Annotated in this window: 21 protein-coding genes; 7 read left to right on the plus strand and 14 right to left on the minus strand. The window is 50.7% G+C overall.

Going from position 1 to position 18,252, the window contains the following annotated elements; genetic code table 11:
* Positions 1-6: 6 nt before the first annotated feature.
* Entirely contained in the window at positions 7-354 is a 348-nt protein-coding gene (locus AB1K62_RS14000) for a hypothetical protein (RefSeq protein WP_367004466.1), read from the plus strand.
* A 697-nt stretch (positions 355-1,051) separates the two neighbouring features.
* Here the strand turns inward: AB1K62_RS14000 and AB1K62_RS14005 are convergent.
* The 5 genes from AB1K62_RS14005 to AB1K62_RS14025 form a co-directional block, all read right to left on the minus strand.
* The gene (locus AB1K62_RS14005; RefSeq protein WP_367004468.1) at positions 1,052-1,309 is read right to left on the minus strand and encodes a hypothetical protein; all 258 of its coding nucleotides are present in this window, start codon (positions 1,307-1,309) and stop codon (positions 1,052-1,054) included.
* Positions 1,310-2,026: 717 nt separating this feature from the next.
* Complete coding sequence (locus AB1K62_RS14010) at positions 2,027-2,656, minus strand: SOS response-associated peptidase family protein (RefSeq protein ID WP_367004471.1); 630 nt, start codon at positions 2,654-2,656, stop codon at positions 2,027-2,029.
* Positions 2,657-2,668: 12 nt separating this feature from the next.
* The gene (locus AB1K62_RS14015; protein WP_367004473.1) at positions 2,669-2,920 is read right to left on the minus strand and encodes a hypothetical protein; all 252 of its coding nucleotides are present in this window, start codon (positions 2,918-2,920) and stop codon (positions 2,669-2,671) included.
* Positions 2,917-4,161 carry a type VI secretion protein ImpB gene (locus AB1K62_RS14020; protein ID WP_367004475.1) on the minus strand — a complete coding sequence of 415 codons (1,245 nt, stop codon included), beginning with the start codon at positions 4,159-4,161 and terminating at the stop codon, positions 2,917-2,919. Before AB1K62_RS14020 ends, AB1K62_RS14015 begins: the two co-directional genes overlap by 4 nt.
* Before the next feature lie 230 nt (positions 4,162-4,391).
* Positions 4,392-5,069 (minus strand): hypothetical protein, encoded by a 678-nt coding sequence (locus AB1K62_RS14025; protein ID WP_367004476.1) that lies wholly within the window; start codon positions 5,067-5,069, stop codon positions 4,392-4,394.
* A 302-nt stretch (positions 5,070-5,371) separates the two neighbouring features.
* Between AB1K62_RS14025 and AB1K62_RS14030 the strand changes: the two genes are divergently transcribed.
* A complete protein-coding gene (locus tag AB1K62_RS14030) occupies positions 5,372-5,566 on the plus strand; it encodes an excalibur calcium-binding domain-containing protein (protein WP_367004479.1) in 195 nt (64 codons plus the stop codon).
* Entirely contained in the window at positions 5,557-5,700 is a 144-nt protein-coding gene (locus AB1K62_RS14035; RefSeq protein ID WP_367004480.1) for a hypothetical protein, read from the plus strand. The genes AB1K62_RS14030 and AB1K62_RS14035 overlap by 10 nt, the downstream gene beginning before the upstream one ends.
* A gap of 893 nt (positions 5,701-6,593) precedes the next feature.
* Here the strand turns inward: AB1K62_RS14035 and AB1K62_RS14040 are convergent.
* Entirely contained in the window at positions 6,594-6,887 is a 294-nt protein-coding gene (locus AB1K62_RS14040; protein ID WP_367004482.1) for a hypothetical protein, read from the minus strand.
* A gap of 142 nt (positions 6,888-7,029) precedes the next feature.
* On the opposite strand from AB1K62_RS14040, the gene AB1K62_RS14045 reads away from it, so the two are divergent.
* From AB1K62_RS14045 to AB1K62_RS14060, 4 genes are all read left to right on the plus strand, one after another.
* Positions 7,030-7,383 (plus strand): hypothetical protein, encoded by a 354-nt coding sequence (locus tag AB1K62_RS14045; RefSeq protein ID WP_367004484.1) that lies wholly within the window; start codon positions 7,030-7,032, stop codon positions 7,381-7,383.
* 452 nt (positions 7,384-7,835) lie between these two features.
* Positions 7,836-8,414 (plus strand): hypothetical protein, encoded by a 579-nt coding sequence (locus AB1K62_RS14050; RefSeq protein WP_367004485.1) that lies wholly within the window; start codon positions 7,836-7,838, stop codon positions 8,412-8,414.
* 14 nt (positions 8,415-8,428) lie between these two features.
* Positions 8,429-9,367, plus strand: coding sequence for a nucleotidyl transferase AbiEii/AbiGii toxin family protein (locus AB1K62_RS14055; protein WP_367004486.1), 939 nt, complete (start codon positions 8,429-8,431; stop codon positions 9,365-9,367).
* A 56-nt stretch (positions 9,368-9,423) separates the two neighbouring features.
* Positions 9,424-9,597 (plus strand): hypothetical protein, encoded by a 174-nt coding sequence (locus AB1K62_RS14060; protein WP_367004488.1) that lies wholly within the window; start codon positions 9,424-9,426, stop codon positions 9,595-9,597.
* Positions 9,598-9,951: 354 nt separating this feature from the next.
* On the opposite strand, the gene AB1K62_RS14065 is transcribed toward AB1K62_RS14060, so the two are convergent.
* The 8 genes from AB1K62_RS14065 to AB1K62_RS14100 all read right to left on the minus strand — a co-directional run bounded on the left by AB1K62_RS14065 (position 9,952) and on the right by AB1K62_RS14100 (position 18,219).
* Entirely contained in the window at positions 9,952-11,121 is a 1,170-nt protein-coding gene (locus AB1K62_RS14065; RefSeq protein ID WP_367004490.1) for a hypothetical protein, read from the minus strand.
* A 587-nt stretch (positions 11,122-11,708) separates the two neighbouring features.
* On the minus strand, positions 11,709-12,215 hold the full coding sequence (locus AB1K62_RS14070; RefSeq protein WP_367004492.1) for a tautomerase family protein: 507 nt from the start codon (positions 12,213-12,215) through the stop codon (positions 11,709-11,711).
* Between the two features lie 237 nt (positions 12,216-12,452).
* Complete coding sequence (locus AB1K62_RS14075; RefSeq protein WP_367004494.1) at positions 12,453-13,706, minus strand: serine hydrolase domain-containing protein; 1,254 nt, start codon at positions 13,704-13,706, stop codon at positions 12,453-12,455.
* A gap of 146 nt (positions 13,707-13,852) precedes the next feature.
* The gene (locus AB1K62_RS14080) at positions 13,853-15,334 is read right to left on the minus strand and encodes a dihydrolipoyl dehydrogenase (RefSeq protein ID WP_367004496.1); all 1,482 of its coding nucleotides are present in this window, start codon (positions 15,332-15,334) and stop codon (positions 13,853-13,855) included.
* A gap of 149 nt (positions 15,335-15,483) precedes the next feature.
* A complete protein-coding gene (locus tag AB1K62_RS14085; protein WP_367004498.1) occupies positions 15,484-16,158 on the minus strand; it encodes an NAD(P)H-dependent oxidoreductase in 675 nt (224 codons plus the stop codon).
* 126 nt (positions 16,159-16,284) lie between these two features.
* Positions 16,285-16,851, minus strand: a complete 567-nt coding sequence (locus AB1K62_RS14090; RefSeq protein ID WP_367004499.1) for a carboxymuconolactone decarboxylase family protein — start codon at positions 16,849-16,851, stop codon at positions 16,285-16,287.
* Between the two features lie 108 nt (positions 16,852-16,959).
* Entirely contained in the window at positions 16,960-17,250 is a 291-nt protein-coding gene (locus tag AB1K62_RS14095) for a hypothetical protein (protein ID WP_367004501.1), read from the minus strand.
* Between the two features lie 144 nt (positions 17,251-17,394).
* Positions 17,395-18,219 (minus strand): cysteine hydrolase, encoded by an 825-nt coding sequence (locus AB1K62_RS14100; protein ID WP_367004503.1) that lies wholly within the window; start codon positions 18,217-18,219, stop codon positions 17,395-17,397.
* Between the last annotated feature and the right edge of the window lie 33 nt (positions 18,220-18,252).

Below are 18,252 nucleotides of genomic sequence, written 5' to 3' on the forward strand. Positions count from 1 at the left end.
GACAATATGACTGAAAAAATTGAACATGTCCTGATCGTTGAGGACGAGATATTTGTTGCTATGGAAATGAGAGCGGCACTTATGGATATTGGCGTAAAATATGTGGAAATTTGCGGGCAACTCAGGACAGCGATTGATTATGCCGAAAAGAACGAAATTGACTTTGCTTTAGTGGACGTAAATCTGGGGCCTAACCAGACATCCAAGACCGTGGTGGATATTCTTCGCAGCCGGGACGTCCCCTTCGCCTTTGTCACCGCATATGATCCCGATCAAATTGAATTCCGGGATCAAAATGATCTTGTTTTCAGGAAACCTGTATCCCGCCGTTGTCTGGATAAGGTATTCCATTAAATAATATTCCGATCCGTCGCTCGTCTGCGTCAGGCTTCACAGGCCATGCACCAATTAAAACCAGCGGCACGGCCTGTCCTTCGCAGCCGCGGCCTGCCAATGGATTGCTCCGAAAAAAATAATGGCGGAGACGGAGTCCGCTTAGTATCTGATATAATAAGTTGATATTATTGAAATAAATATTTTCTATATTTATTTTCCCCACATCCATCCCCACAATTCTGATTTGAATATCGCGTGTTGCAATATATCTAGAGGAGATTTCGTAACTTCCAGCTCTAGTGATCAGAGATGATTACCCTTCATTTTAAGCGTGCCAGCGCCCTATGAGGCTGAAGGACTAACGGAGAACTATTCGCAAATATTTCAGCATCCGAGCTATACTATTCCCGTATGAGGCTTCTTAAGTAATGTTATAGTAAACGGGAATGTAGACAGCTTTACGTGACGCGTAAGGAAGTTCTCACGGGCGAACACCCCAACTGGATGCCAGAATGCTGTCAAATAATTACTCTAGACACGTAGGGGGCTTATAGAGCAGCGTTACATGAAGCCGAAATTCAAAACTGCACCTTTTCCATCATGAATTAATTTAGCTAAGTATCGAGTTATCAAGCTTTCTAAAACCCATTGTCCCATAAAAAATACTGCTATTGCGAGCAAGCATAACAACCCCAAAGAAGTAGAGCCAATCTTACTAAATGCGGCCAATATTTTTACGATAGCCATGTTTGAAAGTTTTCAGGTTTTCGGCAATTACATCGTTACACGTCAATAATGCCGCATCGATTGCGGGTGCTGTCGTAAGAAACTCCAGAATTTGTTGCGCTTCCTGATCAGAGATAGCTGGGTATTTTCCCAGCAGGATTTCAATATACAAGTGTCCACTCTCTGCCACTTGTATGGCAGGTTTATTAACGAGTTCATTCATATTATGCATTTCAATTTCAGTCACGGCTAGCGAACTGGAAAACAGTCCTCTTGGTGATGTCGATAAAAGGCTCACTAGGAACCTGTTCATTTTTTAGCTTGAAAAATGCTTAGGGGGCGCGCGCACTGATATGGCATTATAGCCATTTCTCAAAAGAATATGTTCGGCGATAAACGCAGAATATGTAAGGCGTGAAGAAGGTTCTGTTCTTCCATGGTATGAGGGCAAGTCGCTGAAGGACGGCACTTCCGGAAGTGTGTCGGGGCCTCCGCCTTTCGTACCTTTCTTTCTGGTATTTTTTAATGTGTGGGATGATTTTTCCAATGCTGCGGTGACGGAGCCTGGCGCTGATGTCAGATGAAAAGTAATTTCACTATTACTAGAACCTGGAGCGTCCGGTACCGTAAATTGCAATACGAACGACAGGCTAGCGGCGACGAAAAGACAGCGGAGTAACAGCTTCAATATCCACTGTGGATTATTCCGAAAATCATTTTCCGACATTACCATAATGCGACCTAGAAAATTTCATCCATAATGCAATGGAATTACCAAGAATGGCATAAACTTTGGGAGGCTCGGGCTACATTCCCCAATGAAGAGTGAATGAAATTACGTATAAATTGAAAAATGGTGGTTAGCTTCATAAACAGATGCCAAGTGAAATCTTCATAGCGTTATCATATCCGCCGTGGAAGAAATAACTAATGTAACTAGCCGCAACATCCGCTTAGTTGCTGCTTAGCGCGCCCATGATGTCTCGCTCCATTCAATCTGAACGTCACCCTGCCATGGACGGCATAGATCGATCGCTTGCTCCACAGGATCACTTAACCACGCCGATACGTTTTTCTGGTCAAGGATTACCGGCATTCGGTTATGCACCTCTGCTGCCTCACCAGCCGCGTCTGTCATAACCATGGTATAGCAATTGCCCCATTCATTGCCTGGCCGCCATAACCCCGCTACCGGGATTAGCTCTTGATCCGGTATGGATACCCAAACCTCTTTCATTTTTCCCTTGGGTCCATAGGCTTCAGCGTAACGCGTAACCGGGATGATGCAGCGATACTCTGGCTGCGTCCATCGCTTCCAGAACGGCGATGATAGCTTATCTGTGCGTGCGTTGTTGACCGGCTTGGGTTTGGGATGCTTGCCCTGTGCTTCGGCTCGTTTTCTTGCGTCCGCCAATATTAGTGGAAAGCCCCACGTCATCTGGCTGATTGTGCGCTTGCCGTTTATAACCCTCATAATCTCACCTTGCCCTTGCGGGTGGATGATAGGCCCAGCGCTATTGAACACTTCAGCTTCCAATGCAGCCAGCGCTTTTTTTGCTGCTGCTGTTTCAGCTTGTTGGTAACGATTGCACATGAAATAGGTTTATCATGCAATACCGCCGATAAATCCAGAAGTTTCACCTTCTCCGGGCATCGCCATACGCATAGTTCCCCTACATCCGCGTTGACGGCATCTGGCTCGCCGCTCGATATCTTCAAGATATAAAAATTTGGCTGTTTGGCGCTTTAGCAATTCTTTACCCGTCAGCCAACGCAGCTTTTTACACTTACGGCAGACCAGTTCCAGTCTGATATCTGGATCCAGATCAAGCACCTGTATATTGCGTTTCCAGTTCACCAGAAATCCTCGCCGCTGGGAATACGGGTGAATGCTATCTTGCCGCCTACATTACCGCCCTTGGGTGGTTCCCAGAAGCCAATGCTGGCAACGGTTTTGCCATATTTAATGTTAAGCTGGTCGAGCGCCATGCCTAGTCGCTCCCATCTTTGTCTCTCTGTGTCGTCATTGAGCAGAAAATCGAGTTGGAGGTGGTTTGCAGGCGTTAAATTGCCAAGAGTGACGCCAACCCGCAGAACCTTTGACTTGGCTTTCATGCGACGTTCTGCGCGTTCCCACAGCGTCTTCAAACCAGTGAGTATCGCTTGATCATCATTGACCTGTGGCAACGAGAGAGTTTCTGCAAAGCCATCGTCATAACATTGCAGCCAAAGCATTAGCGATTGGCAGTAAAATCCGGCGCGGCGTAACCGTCTGGCCGCTTTGACAAGCAGGATACGCGCTATTGAGCGTGCATCTACCATGGTTCTGGCATCTGGCGGTAAAACACGGGCATGACCATACATGCCGCGCTCGGTTGGCGGCGGCTCAATCGCATAGCCATGCAGCGCATACCACAGGCGTTCCCCGGTGACATTGCGCCATAGGGCACGCATCTGTTTGGGTTGAAGTTTCAGAAGCTCTGCGGTGGTAAATACGCCAGCTTTACCAAGCCTGATGCACATACGCTTTCCAACGCTGGGGATATCATCAAGCGCAACCTTTTCTAATGGCCCCGGCATTAAATGTGGATGCCATATTGTCAGACCATCCGGCTTTTGTGTTCCACCGGCGATCTTAGCCAGATGACGGTTTGCTGCAAAACCGATACTGCACGTCACGGTGGCTCCGATATTATACCGGATTGCCCGCTTGATCTGCTCGCCGACGCTTGCAGGATCGCGCTGCTGGCGCTCATCCAATCTGCATGAGAGCTCATCTATGGATTTAACCTGGTCTATCGGCACAACCGATCCGATCTGCGCCACCAATGCATTGTGCGCGCGTCTGTAAAGATCTGGTTTCTGTGGCACGAGGATAAGGTCACGGCAGATACGCCGTGCCTCGTCTACCATCATGATGTTCTGGACCCCCATTGCTTTCGCTTCGCGGCTGCATGCAATGATACAGGTCTTTCCCCCTTCATAGGGGACGACGCCTATCGGACGTCCCCGCAGCGAAGAATCGCGCAACTGCTCGACCGACGCAAAGAAACCGTCAAAGTCGAGATATAGGTGCTCTGTGGTGGTTGGTTTGCGCATGTTGGTCTCTGTGATTCGGGGGATGATCACATGAGAACATTAGGGGAACATCTGTCAAGCTGTGACTGATTTAAGAGAGAGATTGCTGTGGATAAAATCCATCATAGACCGTTAGGCGCGTCTTTGAGTACCAACACAAAAATATGCCGGGAGGATGAAGCGCGATCAATGAGAATCAGATAGTGTGATTTGGACCGAGACATCCAAGGAGCCCCGGCCCACCTACCTACTTATTCTCCAACTTGAGATTCAATTAAGGAATCTTCCTCAACCTTTGTGGTAGTGTTAGCGGCAATTGCATTGGGTGCCGCAGGAGCAGTTATCTGCATTGGCTTAGGTGCAGTTTGCGCGATGGCTAGCTCAACATCTTCATCAATAAAGCCTTTTACAACGCCGCCCATTGGCAACACTGCGCTAGTGCCGGTGGTAAAAAATCCAGCGATAGGGACGAAAGCAATAGCGCCCACAACTGCCGCAGTTCCTGTGACACCTTTATCATCAAAAGCCCCGGTCAGGCGGATCTGACGACCGTTAACGCGAGTAAATAGTAGCTTGGCTTCAAGTTTACCGGACTTGCCCCACATTCCTTTATTCCGAACACTGATCAGTTCACCCCAAGCCGGAGAACCAGCCGGGATAACGATCACTCCGTTGACTTCGACGGGGGCCGATACTTCAAGCTGGAAGCGCTGACCAACTTTGGCCAATTTTTTCTTAGTGGTGATTTCTTCAGACATCGTGAGTGAAATAGGTGTTCCCGCACGAAGCACGGCGTTTGTTGTTACCAGCGCTGGCAGTGCTGGATTTTCTGCCACAGTAGGTACAGCGGGAACAATTGTTGTTTCTTGAGCATAAACGGATGACGCTGCCAGCGAAATGCTGACAGCTAGCATTGTAATTTTCTTCATATTAGCCCCAATTTTAAGCCTGAACTTCCCTCAAGTCAGGTGCGAAGGTATAACCTCCGATCAAAGCCTAGCGTATATTTTGTGAAAAAGTCGTTGAGAAACTGATTATAATGATTTGATATATTCGGCCATACCTAGAAGAATTTCGACTCTTTAACTTTTGTGGTCCATATCATTACAGGTAGGGGGCTGCATGCGCATCTGTGAGTTCATTTTTGCATTCATCATTCTTGTAATGATGATCGTAGGATATCAATCCGCTTTTGCGCATGGAGGAAGGACAGGAGCTGATGGTTGCCACAATGACCGAAAAAAATGGCGGTCGACACTGTCACGGGAGCAATACAAAGCCGCAAGCGGTACGACGTTCAAATGGAACCATCTATTATCCTAACTGCACTGCTGCGCGAAGTACCGGAGCTGCACCTGTCCGGCGAGGGCAACCCGGTTACGGAACACATTTGGATAGGGACAGGGACGGTATCGGATGCGAATAATTCCACTACTTAAATGGGTAGAATTTCCTCAATTGAAAAAGAAACTTAAAGACTTGCTGATCGGTGTCGCGGCGACTGCGTTTATCGTTCTGATCATTGCCTGGCCAATTCACGGACTGCTGACAGGTTATTGAAAGATCATTAGCTGATGATTTCTCAATTATAGGCTATCGTTGCCGCCAAGCAGTCATTCACCTGCACGCCGGTGAGAGTGTGGGCCGATTTCGTGTACAAAAGGTCCGTTTATTCGTTTATGGGTATCGCAGCGCGTGAGATAGATGGCAGTTTGGTGTAGCTCTCCAAAATCAGGTGATTTATTTTGTACAATGGTCAAAAGCGGCAAAGCTGCACAAAAGATGCGTTAATTGAACAGTAATTCTTGTGAGTGAATTAATCGCGACCAATGATGCTGCCAAGTTCAATAACCTTTTCCGTCACTATATAATTGGATATCGAATGTTCACATCGAGCTGTTTTCCGACGTCACCATTTGCACCGTTAAATGATTGAAAGTTGGGTGGATAGCAGCTGTTTGAAAAGTTATAAATTAACGACGCGTATTGGGCCGATGAACGAACCCGCTACGCGGGAGATGCTGGCGGGTGAAAAGCCGCCCATCAGCTAACGGCCCATTTCCTGCTGTAGGAGGCGATGTCGTCTTGCTTTGGCTTTTACGCTCTCACCATTGCCATGTAAATGTCTGATGTTGGGTGAAAGCGGACATTCAAGATACGCGATTCAAACATTAGGAATTGGGCAGATTCCGGACCGTCGGCTTTCGACCTGTAAAACCGAGGAACAGACATATGGGGAGTAAATCGGCTCCTTTTAAATGAGAGACTCGGATGCAAGTGCGCCGCTACACCACTTATCGCATTTGATGGTGATTTTGTTATGAGGAACAATGACCAAAGAATCAAAAGATGTGCACGCATCAAAAAAATGAAAGGCCGTCGCACGCCGAGCGACCTCTTGAAACACGCGAAGTGTTTCTCGACACACAAGTTACCGCAGGCTGAATTACGACCTAGACATTAGCACCCTGCCCGCACTGTTTGGCCACATCGATGCCGATCGATTGCGCTTGCATATTACAGACATCACGCTGGCCGAGATAAAAAGTCATGTCGCGGCAGACGCCGAGGCTGCCGTCAAGAAGATCTCCGATGCTCGAAACGTGGCAGCGCATTGGAGCAAACGGGCCCCCAGAGCCTTTGGCAAGTCGAAAGGCAAAGCCAAGAAACTCAATGCCGAGACGGCCGGAAAGCTGGCCTATGATAATTTTCAGGCTGGCCTGCGCGGACGCGGCTGCACCAAGCACGCAGCGGTGATCAGTCTGCTATACCGGTTCTGCGCGCGTATTTTGCACGGGAGGCACCGTTTGCTTCCCCCAATCGAAAGAGTTTCCGGACACCTTTGCTATAAAGAAGCTCTCGCCCTGGTGCGCTGAGAACGACGCGGCAATGTATGTTATCACAGCAGATCAGGCCATGCTGCGCGCCGCTGAAACAAAAGAGCCGCTACGCGAACTGAATAGTCTTCCGGCGCTGCTCGAAATTGTTACGATCAGTCACTCACCGCAGGTCGAAAGCGTCAATGCAATCGTGGAAGACGATAAGTTCGTTGCTGCGCTGGAGACGGAATTGGAGGTACGGATTTTAGAACTAGGTATCGTCTATATGGGGGACTTGGCCGATGGCGAGGCCGAAGAAGTGGCGGTTTCCAGTGCGCCAGTGATAATTAATTGGACCGTCATATTCGCAAGCGAGGCCGATTACGGAATTATAGTGGAATTCGATGTTGATATCATCGCGTAGGTCTATTTCGAAGACCGGTCCATAGCGAGCTATGACAAGGAAGGTGACGTCTATTTTGTTGCCGAAACCACACTTGCCGAGATTGAAGATCGCGTTTCCATAAAGATGTTCGGGCGATCCGATCATGATGGAGCAATTTCGCAGCCGGAAATGCTGCCGCGCGATATCGACATTTATGGCCCAAGCGATTTCTATTAGGGCCAGTCTGATCTAGCCGGGACACCAAGATTGCGCCGCAGTAACGAGTCGAATTCCTCAAAATTGTATTTGAACCAATATGAGTCTAAGAAGAGGATTCATATTCACTAGATACTTGATATTCCCATGTATTTAAACGTGATACATTTTGACGGGATAACAGATGGGTCTTTTTTGAAATATAAATTTGCATGAATTTTTAATGAAATTCATTGCATAGTAAGATATTTGCGTTTACCTAATGAGCGCAGCCCATGACAGCTTTGAGCAATCTTAAACGCCACCTGCGCCCAGGTCAGGCTTATCGTCGCAAGGACCTCGCCAAATGGTCCACTGCGGTCGACCGGCATGTGCGCCAGCTTATAGACGAAGGCCGCCTCGAAAAGGTCTCGCCAGGGCTTTATATGACCCCGCGTAAAACCAAATTCGGAACTGCGTCTGCAAAGCCAAAAAAACTTGTCAAAGCCTTTTTGGGCGACGATCGTTTTCTGATGGTCTCGCCGAGTGCCTATAATGGTCTCGGCGTCGGCACGACGCAGCTTTATAATGAGCCGGTAGTCTACAACCGCAAGCGCCACGGTCGTTTCAAGCTCGACGGCCGCATGTATGATTTTCGCATGCGCTCTTCAGTGCCCAAGTGCCTATCCGAAGAGGTGCTGCTGGTCGACTTGCTGCATAATCTTGAACGCTTGCCGGAAGACGAAAAGGCGGTTCTTTCCAGCGCCCTCAAGACAGCAAAACAGATGGATCGCCGTCGTTTGTCCCGCGCTGTCGATGATTTTGGTTCCGCTCGCGCCGAACGTCTTTTGGCGCCGGTTCTAGCTCCCGCATAGGCGGGACTACGTTAATGTTGCTGCACGAAAGCGAAGATTTTGGTGATCTTATCGATGTCTGTTCTCGCGAGCTTGCGATTGATCAGGGCCTAATCGAGAAAGACTACTGGATCATGCATTCGCTTTGGGGCCTTCAGCAGCTTGGCTTCCAATTCGAACTCAAAGGCGGAACTTCGCTGTCCAAGGGCTTTGGTGTGATCCACCGCTTCTCGGAAGATATCGACATTCTTATTCATCCGCGCAATGGCGATGTGCCTTGTGGAAAGAACCAGACTAAATCCAAGCATGTCGAAGTCCGCCGTGACTTTTTCGACACATTACCCGACCAACTCACTATCCCCGGCATCACATCAGCTCAGCGGGACGAGCTGTTTGACGATCGCTATATGCGCAGTGCGGGGATCCGGATGCAATATGCGTCGCAAAATGATCTTCCTGACGGGGTAAAGAGCGGCATCCTTCTGGAAGCCGGCTTCGACCAGGTGTCACCTAATCGTCCATGCTCGATCAGCTCATGGGCTTACGATAAAGCGGAGGCCGAAGGGCTTGATGATCTAACCGACAATCGCGCAGTGGATGTCGCCTGCTACGAGCCTGGCTATACTTTCGTCGAAAAGCTGCAAACCATCTCGACAAAGTTCAGGCGTCACCTAGAAGACGGAAGCATGCCAACCAACTTCATGCGCCATTATTATGACCTCTACTGCTTGCTCGACTGCGCTGAGGTGCAAGCGTTTATCGGCACGGAAGACTATTTCGCGCACAAGCAAGCCCGATTTCCCATATCTGACGAACAAAACATAAGAAAGAACCCGGCATTTACACTGAACGATGAGGATATTCGTGCCAAATTGGAGGCGGCATATGCGAAAACAGTCGCGCTATATTACCGCCAACAGCCGCCTTTGGCGGATATCATCGCCCGCATACAGAAAGAAGCCACAAGACTCTAACAAAACTAAAGAATCGACTGCTTGACTGTTTGTGCGATAGTCTTCCATCTACCGTCATGAATAATGATTTTGCATTGCTGTCTCCAACGCATTTCGAGGAGCTGGCGCGCGACTTGGTGGGGGCCGAGCTCAAAATCCGTTTTGAGGCTTTCGCTGAAGGCCTCGATGACGGCATGGATGGACGCCACTATGCAGGCGAGGCCTCGACTATTTTGCAGGCCAAGTATTAGCACCGCTCCGGTTTTTCAAAACTGAAGTCGACGATTGTCGCAGAACGGGTCACGCTCGACCGGCTGGTGGGCGATGTCCTTACAACGGGATCGGCAAAGGGCGAAGAGAAGCAGCCTTTCAGGTTTTACGTCTGATGTGAACGCCGACCGACTTCAAATTGCAAGCAACTCTCGGAAGCGTATGCTTTTAAGGACTGAGAAATTGCATGTTGACGTCTAGGGCTGGGCGCAAATCTGAAATTACAGTTTGTCACTAGTGTACCAATTTCGAATTTGCACCTGAAGATACTTGAACTTTGGGCAACGCGTGATTTGAACGCGGTCGTTGTTGAAACTGTATTTTCAATGGTACGCCTAGGATTGATGCGAGGCAGTCCCGCTGCGCTGATCTATTGCGATCTTGCGAAGGATATAGCTTATGAATTCTCGCACATTGATGGTGTTGTCCAATCCTGCGGGTCGTATACACCCTGACTGTGCGCTTGGGTCTAATTGTGGCCCAGCGCCGGCCCTGAGATCAGTCTTGCCGAGAACGTTGCCTGTATGGAGATAACCTGAGCGAGCCCGATAGGCTTGATCAATAATTTTCTCAGCTGCTTCCCCCAAATAACGCGAGGTGACGTCTCTTACTCGCTTACGAATTGAGTATATAGATTGACCGCATTCAACGCATTTGTTGGGGTTTTGTTCAGGTGCGCTCGCAGCCTCCAACGCCGAAAGGTAAAGCATTCTGGCAGCGTCTTTCATCGTCAGACTTCCCTCGTTATCAAGTTTTATAGCTTGGTGGAAAAGCCGGGCGGCGTGGACGGCACTGCTATCGCTACTTTCAATTGTCAATTGGTCTAAGTACCTGAGCTGAGATGAGCTTATCGACAGTCGACCGCGCATGAGTGGGAAGTCATCGAGCCAGTCAGGGGGGCACCAGCGAACATTGGGCTCTTCAGAAAATTCTTCATGCCCAGAAGTTGTGCAATATTGATAGCTGCAGTTCGTAAAGACAGAAAGGGCGTCGAGAATAGGTGCTGCGGTATTGTAAAACTGGGTTTGCCGATCAATTCGGTCATATCCCGGGATATTTAGGCTGAGCGCCACTGCACCGCTTGTTAGCCCTGTTAACTTTATATAATCGGCAGTATAGTTCGCCATTTCCACATGGGGGAACACCGAAATCTCTACAGTGTACCATTCAGATCGTGGATGGTGTAAGATCCTCCGAGCGTTCTCTACGCTTTCAGAGACACCTTCACGAAGAGATTCGTCGTCTGTCTCAGGTCGGCACCACAGCTGGTCGATCACACCGCGCCGATCATAGCTGATACCGAACTCCACCACGGTGGACTCGCTGAAGCTAACTCGGCCAAATCTAACGATTTTATTCTCGCCATTTTTATAAGGCTGAAAGAGCCAGGCGTAAGGACCTAAATAATGCCGCAACGCGGCCCAGAATGCTCTTAAAAAGCGATTTGAGTTCGCTACATTATCAGCATTTACTTCGTACCACGTCTGTCCTGGTCGGCCACTCACGAGCTCAACGCCATATTAGTAAATTCCCGGTCTGATGGTTCAAGGTAAGTCTAAAGATCCCTTGGCTAGTCAGCAACCCCAAACGAACCGCACTCAGGCGAGGATTATCAAACGTGACCTTCGACCAACTTTGAAACGAGTAGCCAGCGCCTTTGGGCTTTTGACTGGCAGGTTTTAGGGACGCTAAAAGCGAACCGGAAAGTTAGCAATTGAGGCTCATTTAGAACCGACAGTAGTTGGGCCGATTGAGGGTTGCCCGCTATTGGATGCCGGAAGGGATAAAGCGGACCTAAGGCTAACCGCCCAGAAGCAGACATTTCGAACTATTCTCAGATGAATGCGACTATTCCTTAAAATACATCGTGTATGCACTCAATTCGATCCAATCGCTGAGGCATGGCACGCAGCCTTACCTTGACCCAAACTGCCAAAATATCTCGCTAGATCGTATTAGCCACAGGGCAAAGTCTCGCCGTCTCAAGTTATCTGGACTATGTCCATCTTACTACAATCGGAGACAAGTTATCGTTAAACTGACAACACCTTCTCCCAGCTGTAATATTTCGGATGTCAGCCATGGATCGGTCTCAGGGGTCCTGTCGTGTCTGAAAGGCGTCCTGCTCACCGTCGAGAAGTGGTAGGGGGACAGGGCGATTGTGCTCAATCCAGCAAGACTCTCCCTTACTGCCTGGCAAAGGTGGGCGCATGCCTTGAATTAGCCAAAGATCAAATGGAGTTTCGTCTACATGGAGTTCCCAGTCTAAGCCGCGGTCAACAGTGAATGGTTTGAGTGTGCTTGTGACCATTCTTAGCCATTTTCTCTTTAACACTTCATCCCCTTCAAACTGTCGTGCGATATGATCAACAGACACACGCACAAATTTTTCGGCAGGCTTACCTCCGATGAAGAAGTTTTGCGATGACAAGGCATGAAATACAATGCTAACATAAAATTTTGGTAACACAGGATATAGCTTCACAAGTTGCGCTGACAGCTCCTGTTTTTCTAGGTCAGTGTAAGTGTCTTGTGAATGATAAATGGTCCAAAGAGGCATTTTCTTTCCTTTCAATTTCTGTTCTCGGATCGTCGCCAAGAACCTTCCAATTCAACTTAGTAGATGGTTTCAAGATCGCCGCGAAGACAAGGTTCTTCGACAGCTTCAACCTCTTCCTCAGTACTCGCCACAAACTTGCTATCAGTCGTTGAGCGCATAGCAAGCGCAGCTCAATATCGTGAGCAACAAACTCCAGCACGCTCGCTTTCAGCATGAAATCCACTGAAGCGACACGACACAATAGCCGGCACAATATACGGTCAGCAGCTTAATCCGTCAGCGCTTGCGGCGCCTCCAGCCCAGTGCGATCCCCATCAACAGTATTGAAAATGATCCCGCTCCTGCCCATAAAAGCCAGGTAGGAATGCCCATTGCGAAAGCTAGATTGTCGACCCTACCGGTCTTCCAGAAAACCCACTCGCTTGCTAGGCGGGTTGCCAACAGCTCGCTTCCGGTTTCGAATACAACAATTCCGTTGCCGGTATCCGGATCGAGTCTAACAGCCGTGTTGATCGCCGGTTCGTTGTTCCCGTCGTGGCCGAAAATGAAATCTCCCGCATTATTCGGTGTGTAGAGCATCGTTCCCAAGCCCCATATATTAGCGCCCATCTTGGACGCGTGCGGCTGGCGCATCAATCGCATGCTGGCTTCAGACAGGACGCTATGCCCTGATCCCGGACCTTGTACTGCCAGAAAAAGAGCCATGTCCCGGCTGCTGGTAAAAAGGGAAGTGGACGCCAATGAACTATAATATTGCAGGGGCTCTACATTCCCCTTGAGATCGAAAATTTCTGCGAGACCCAGTCCTGCGGCTTTTTTATGGTCAAAACTGCTCTGCGACATGTTCAACGGTTCGAATATACGTTCTGCCATATAATCGGTAAATGGCTGGCCCGATACTTCTTCGATCAACAGTTGAAGAAGCGTGTAGCCGCCGCCGGAATAGTTCCAGCTGGTGCCGGGTTCGCTGCCGACCTTAACGACGCCGCTTTTCCCCGGAGATGCATCCATCGCTCGACTGAGCGAGCTTTCAAGGGATTGCACCGCGCTTTCGGAATCGAAACCTGCATAGCCCAGGCCGTCGTCCAACCCTGCTGTATGGCTGAGCAGCCGCCGAGTGGTTACACCATCATTGTCGAATGGGCCGGAGGGCAGCTGCCAGCCAGTGATATAGCGTGATACCGGTTCGTCCAGGTCTATGACACCATCTTCGACAAGAGCCATGACGCCCCATGCGGCGAGCCATTTGCTCAACGAAGCGACCTGGAACACCGAATTCTCGTCAACCGGCTTCCCCGTGGAAGTGTGATAGCTTGCAGCAACCTCGCCGCCTTCGATCACAAGCATGCTCAGATTGCCGCGATGTTCCTGCTCAACGATATCGGCGGCCGCCGCAATGAAAGATTGAGCTGAGGCATCAGCGGCGATTGGCCGCTTAAACCATCCCTCGCTGCCGATGACAAAGATCAACCCGGTCCAAATGATGATAGACGATAGTGTTAAGGCTGCTATGCCGATCATTCTTTTCATAACATTCTCCATTCACTTGCAGAATATGCCGCGCCCGCCGAATTTTACGGTGAGGTCTTCTGGGTGTTGAGGTCGATGGCGGCCGATTCTGCCCATAATTTGTCTTGCAGCGGAATCTTCATCATCATTCCGCAAAAGCCCGTGGATCAGGCTCCTGGCCCGCAATCGATGCATCTCTGCGGAGGATTGGGACCAAATCCAAGAGCATGGTTCAGATTTCTGAAGGCTGTGCGCACGCCCTCTTCCAGCACCGGGTGGTAAAACGGCATTTGCAGGATCTGCTCTACGGTCATGTTGGCCTGAATGGACCACGCCAGCAGATGCGCGATATGTTCAGATGAAGGGCCGATCATTTCAGCTCCGAGGAACCGTGCGCTGCCATGCTCTGCGTAAACCCTAAGGATTCCCTTGTTGACACCCATAACGCGGGCACGGCCCTGTTCCTCGAACGACACTTCGCCGGTCGCGAAGTGGCATCCTGGACCTGTCATGAGCGAGGCATGGCTGGCCCCAACCATCGCGATTTGGGGATCAGAGAAAACGATGCCTATCGGCGTTCGGCGAAACCGTCTGTATGAATGCGGAAAGCGCGCCGCGTTCTCTCCGGCCAAACGGCCTTCATCAGCCGCCTCGTGCAACAGCGGTAGGTCAAGCGCAACATCTCCAGCGACGAATATGTGGGTGTCGCCAATGCGGCCGGACAATGGATCATATTGAGGCACGCCCATCTTTCCGAGCGGCAGGCTGGTATTCTCGATACCAATTTTATCAATATTGGGCCGGCGACCGGTGGCCGCGACCAGATAGTCGAAGCTTGATTCCTGATCCGCCCCTTCGCCCCAACGCACTGCGATCTTTGTACCTTTGCGTGAAATCTGGGTGTCAGCGTACCAGACGGCAGGAAACTCGCCAGAGAAAGTATCGGTTGCATATTTACGCACCACTGGGTCGGTAAGTGGCCCGACCAGACGGCCTCTTCCGAAAAGACGCACGCGCACCCCCAGCCGGTGCAGCGCCTGGCCCAATTCCAGCCCGATAACACCGGCACCGAAAACCGCGACCGAACCGGGGAGATCGGCCCAGTTAAATATATCATCATTGACGATCAGTCTTTCGCCGGCGGCGAATAGCGCTTGTGGTATGGCGGGTCGCGAACCAGTGGCGATAACGATCGTACGGGCATAAATCTTGCGCCCGCTGCTCAACCGAAGCGTGTGATCGTCTTCGAAGCGGGCATATTCCCTGATTATCTCGCCCTTGTCGAAGCCATGGACAGCTTCTGTGACAAATCCGACAAAGCGGTCACGCTCGCTGCGCACCCGTCCCATAACGGCTTTGCCGTCGATCTCTGGTCTTTCATAGCGGACCCCGAACAAGGGAGCCTTGCAGCCAGCATGCGCGGCCTCGGCTGCTGCGATCAAGAGTTTGGAAGGCATGCAGCCCACTCGCGCACATGTGGTGCCCAGAGGCCCGCCATCGATCAATGCAACGCGATCGCTATATTGCGAAGCTTCGCGATAGGCCGACATGCCGGCTGTGCCAGCGCCAAGGATGGCAACATCGAAATCAAATTCAGTTGCGCCAGATATAGGCCTGTAGCTGTGAGTGATTGCCTTTTGATTGGTCATGGAAAGAGATCCTGATGATTTTAGAGCGAGCCAGACGGTGAGAGCAAAAACCCGCGCACTTGGCTTTGCCGATCAATGCGTCGGAAGCCTGTTGTGGCCGTCTCCATCTGCCGCGCACGTCGAGGCCGCAATTTTTTCAGGCCGAGCGGTCATGCTGCCGACTTCCTTAGGTCTGAGTGTAGCCCGAGCTCACCAACTAATGTCTCGACCAATGGATCGAGCGTTGCAAAGGCTGCTTTATGCGAGGCTTCAAAGCGTTTGTCGCCAAACTCCTGATACTCGATCCCGATCTGGTAAAATGCCTCCACACCGAGATAGCGCGATGCCGTGCGCACATGCGGGGTCAAGCAGTCGTGTCCTTCATTGGGTTCTCCAGGGGCAAAGCCGAACTCACCCCAGGATGTGAGCAGGATGAGTGTCTTGCCCGCAAATATCGGTTCAAGCGGATCATCGCCGCGGGTGAGGTCGAAGGTAAAAGTCTTGTCGATTCTCACAACTTGGTCGAACCACGCTTTGAGCGCGGCCGGCATGCCGTAGTTATACATCGGCGATGCCATGACGATGATGTCGGCGCTGGCCACTTCGTCAATCAGTCCGTCTGATAGCATAAGAAGCTGTTGCTGGTCGGTAGACCGCTCCTTTGCGAAAGCCGCTGCAATCCAGTCTTCAGTGATAATCGGAGGCGGATTGGCGCCGACGTCGCGCAGGACTACCTCATCCAGCGGACGACGTTCACGCCAGCTTTGCACGAAACTGTCAGCCAGTTCCCGGGTAAGCGAACGCGTGGTCCGCGCGCTGGCATCGATGCGTAATAATCTAGTCATTTTCAGGTCTCCTAAAGTAGCGGTAATCCCAGTTATCGAGCAATCTCGCGGCCAAAGCGCAAGCCGTCTACTTTACTGAGGGGTTTGGAGTGTCTGGATGATGAAATGGGCGAAATTTACCCTGCATCAGCCCGTTTTGACAAGGTCGGTAGTCCAGGCGTTCGGCGCAAATGCAGCGTCCAATTCGGTGGCAGCGATATGGTTGGTATAGTTCGACATCACCTTGAGAGATGTACCTAGAATTACCTCCAAGATATTCTGCCGGGTGTAACCCGCGTCAAGAAATGCATCGACATCTGAAGATTCGGGCCATCCGCGCGTTTCATTGATCACGGCGGCGAAAGTACGAAGCGCCTCAAGTTTCGGGTCACTGATCGGTGTATCGGTGCGCAGGGATTCAATTATATCTTTGGGGACACCAACACCTTGAGAAATGGAAGTATGGGCAGCCATGCAATAATGACAGCCGTTCAACCTGTTATTCGTCATCAGAATGATTTGGCGCTCGGTTTCTGACAGATCGGTTTTGTCGTAGATACCTGCCAGCGTCATATAGCCTTCTAGCAGGGCCGGGGCCTCGGCCATGGTTCCCAGCAAGTTGGGAACAAAGCCATATGCGCCTTTGGCGGCAATCAGCAGCGGCTGTGCGGTTTCAGAAGCGGTTTCGAAGCTGTGGGTGGTGAAAGGTGTCATTTCAAATAGTCCTTTATATTGGTTCGTGCCCGGTGAAAGACGCGAACGGGAGAGGGTAAGATGCCGGATTGAACGGCAACTGTGGGGGTAGCGAGCCGTCCGGCGGGGTTAGAGATCTTCGACCTTGCTGTGCTTGATGGTCGGCCATTTCTCTTCAGCCGTCAGTTCGGAGGCAAAATAATAAGCCACGCCATCGTGAACAATTACATGGCTTGCTCCGCCTGGCGCAACAGCGTCCATCGTACTAAGAACAACCGTGTCGACGCCATGGACACCCAAGCCGGCGCCATCTAGCGTATAACCATTAGTAATAATATATTCATCAGCCGCTTGTGCGGTTACTGAGAGCCCAGCTGAAAGCGCGATGGCAAGGGCAAGGTTGGTTAGAAAAATCCGCATAATTTATTTCCTTGAAATTTAAAAAAGGGGGACGGTGACCGATGAAGCCGGGTTCGGGGCAATGGGCATTCCCGGTCACCGTCCGTTCGGCTGGAGCAGGGGGAGAGGGATCAGTGGCTCCAGCCAAAGATCGAGAGGATTGAGTTACTTTCTGCGATAGGCGGCGTTGATCGCTTTGACTGTGTTGTCAGTGTTGTCGACTGCACTGGCAATCATTCGAAAGTTCACGAGCGAAGCATCGTAACCGTTATAATGCTCGGTGATCGCACCGGCGGTCGCATCAGTGACAACCATCACTTCAAAGCCCGCTTCGATCAGCGATCGCATGTGCGATTCCGTGCAAAGATTTGAAGACATGCCGCCCAGGATGACCTTTGAAATCCCTGCCTTGCGTAGCTGTAGGGCCAGGTCGTTGCTGTCAGGCCCGTAAACCTTGTGAGGGCTGGTCACGATTGTCCGGCCGTTATTTATGTAAGGCTTGTACTGGTCGAGCCAGTCAGCACCTGACCCTTCAAAGGCTTCGAGGGTGAGGGCATGCGGGCGGTCGAACATGCCGATGGAGTGCATCAGCTTTTCAAGCGTGCCTTCGAACTGCCATTGATGGTCGTGTTTGAAATAATAGTGGGGAGAGACGAACACCGGCATACCGGTTTGATGGGCAACCTTGAAAAGCGCACCTAGGTTTTCAACAGTACGGTTTTTGGTGATGCTTTCACCCACGACGCCCCAGGTCACGCCGTTGGGCGACAAAAAGTCGTTTTGCGGGTCAGTGATGACGATCGCGGTGGTCGCAAGATCGATCTCGAAGCCGGGCATCGGCAATCCGTCGTTGACTGGCGGTTGCGTTGCTGTTGCGGCGCGTGATTCTTCCTGTGCGGCTACGCCGCCGGTAGCCATTCCAATTGTTGCGATAGACGCGAGCAGGGCAAATGCCAGCTTGCGCGAAGGCTTGTGGGGGTGGTTCATCATTTATTCCTCAGCAAGTGTTTCAATCTGTCTACT

Origin of the sequence: Parasphingorhabdus sp. JC815 (assembly GCF_040717415.1) — a bacterium.
GTDB lineage: Bacteria > Pseudomonadota > Alphaproteobacteria > Sphingomonadales > Sphingomonadaceae > Parasphingorhabdus.

Coding starts and splice junctions, on each gene's coding strand:
- AB1K62_RS14075 (WP_367004494.1), bottom strand. CDS start 13,706: ATGAAAAGAATGATCGGCATAGCAGCCTTAACACTATCGTCTATCATC.
- AB1K62_RS14045 (WP_367004484.1), top strand. CDS start 7,030: ATGTATGTTATCACAGCAGATCAGGCCATGCTGCGCGCCGCTGAAACA.
- AB1K62_RS14030 (WP_367004479.1), top strand. CDS start 5,372: ATGACCGAAAAAAATGGCGGTCGACACTGTCACGGGAGCAATACAAAG.
- AB1K62_RS14020 (WP_367004475.1), bottom strand. CDS start 4,161: ATGCGCAAACCAACCACCACAGAGCACCTATATCTCGACTTTGACGGT.
- AB1K62_RS14080 (WP_367004496.1), bottom strand. CDS start 15,334: ATGACCAATCAAAAGGCAATCACTCACAGCTACAGGCCTATATCTGGC.
- AB1K62_RS14035 (WP_367004480.1), top strand. CDS start 5,557: ATGCGAATAATTCCACTACTTAAATGGGTAGAATTTCCTCAATTGAAA.
- AB1K62_RS14010 (WP_367004471.1), bottom strand. CDS start 2,656: ATGTGCAATCGTTACCAACAAGCTGAAACAGCAGCAGCAAAAAAAGCG.
- AB1K62_RS14025 (WP_367004476.1), bottom strand. CDS start 5,069: ATGAAGAAAATTACAATGCTAGCTGTCAGCATTTCGCTGGCAGCGTCA.
- AB1K62_RS14050 (WP_367004485.1), top strand. CDS start 7,836: ATGACAGCTTTGAGCAATCTTAAACGCCACCTGCGCCCAGGTCAGGCT.
- AB1K62_RS14060 (WP_367004488.1), top strand. CDS start 9,424: ATGAATAATGATTTTGCATTGCTGTCTCCAACGCATTTCGAGGAGCTG.
- AB1K62_RS14090 (WP_367004499.1), bottom strand. CDS start 16,851: ATGACACCTTTCACCACCCACAGCTTCGAAACCGCTTCTGAAACCGCA.
- AB1K62_RS14000 (WP_367004466.1), top strand. CDS start 7: ATGACTGAAAAAATTGAACATGTCCTGATCGTTGAGGACGAGATATTT.
- AB1K62_RS14100 (WP_367004503.1), bottom strand. CDS start 18,219: ATGATGAACCACCCCCACAAGCCTTCGCGCAAGCTGGCATTTGCCCTG.
- AB1K62_RS14055 (WP_367004486.1), top strand. CDS start 8,429: ATGTTGCTGCACGAAAGCGAAGATTTTGGTGATCTTATCGATGTCTGT.
- AB1K62_RS14085 (WP_367004498.1), bottom strand. CDS start 16,158: ATGACTAGATTATTACGCATCGATGCCAGCGCGCGGACCACGCGTTCG.
- AB1K62_RS14095 (WP_367004501.1), bottom strand. CDS start 17,250: ATGCGGATTTTTCTAACCAACCTTGCCCTTGCCATCGCGCTTTCAGCT.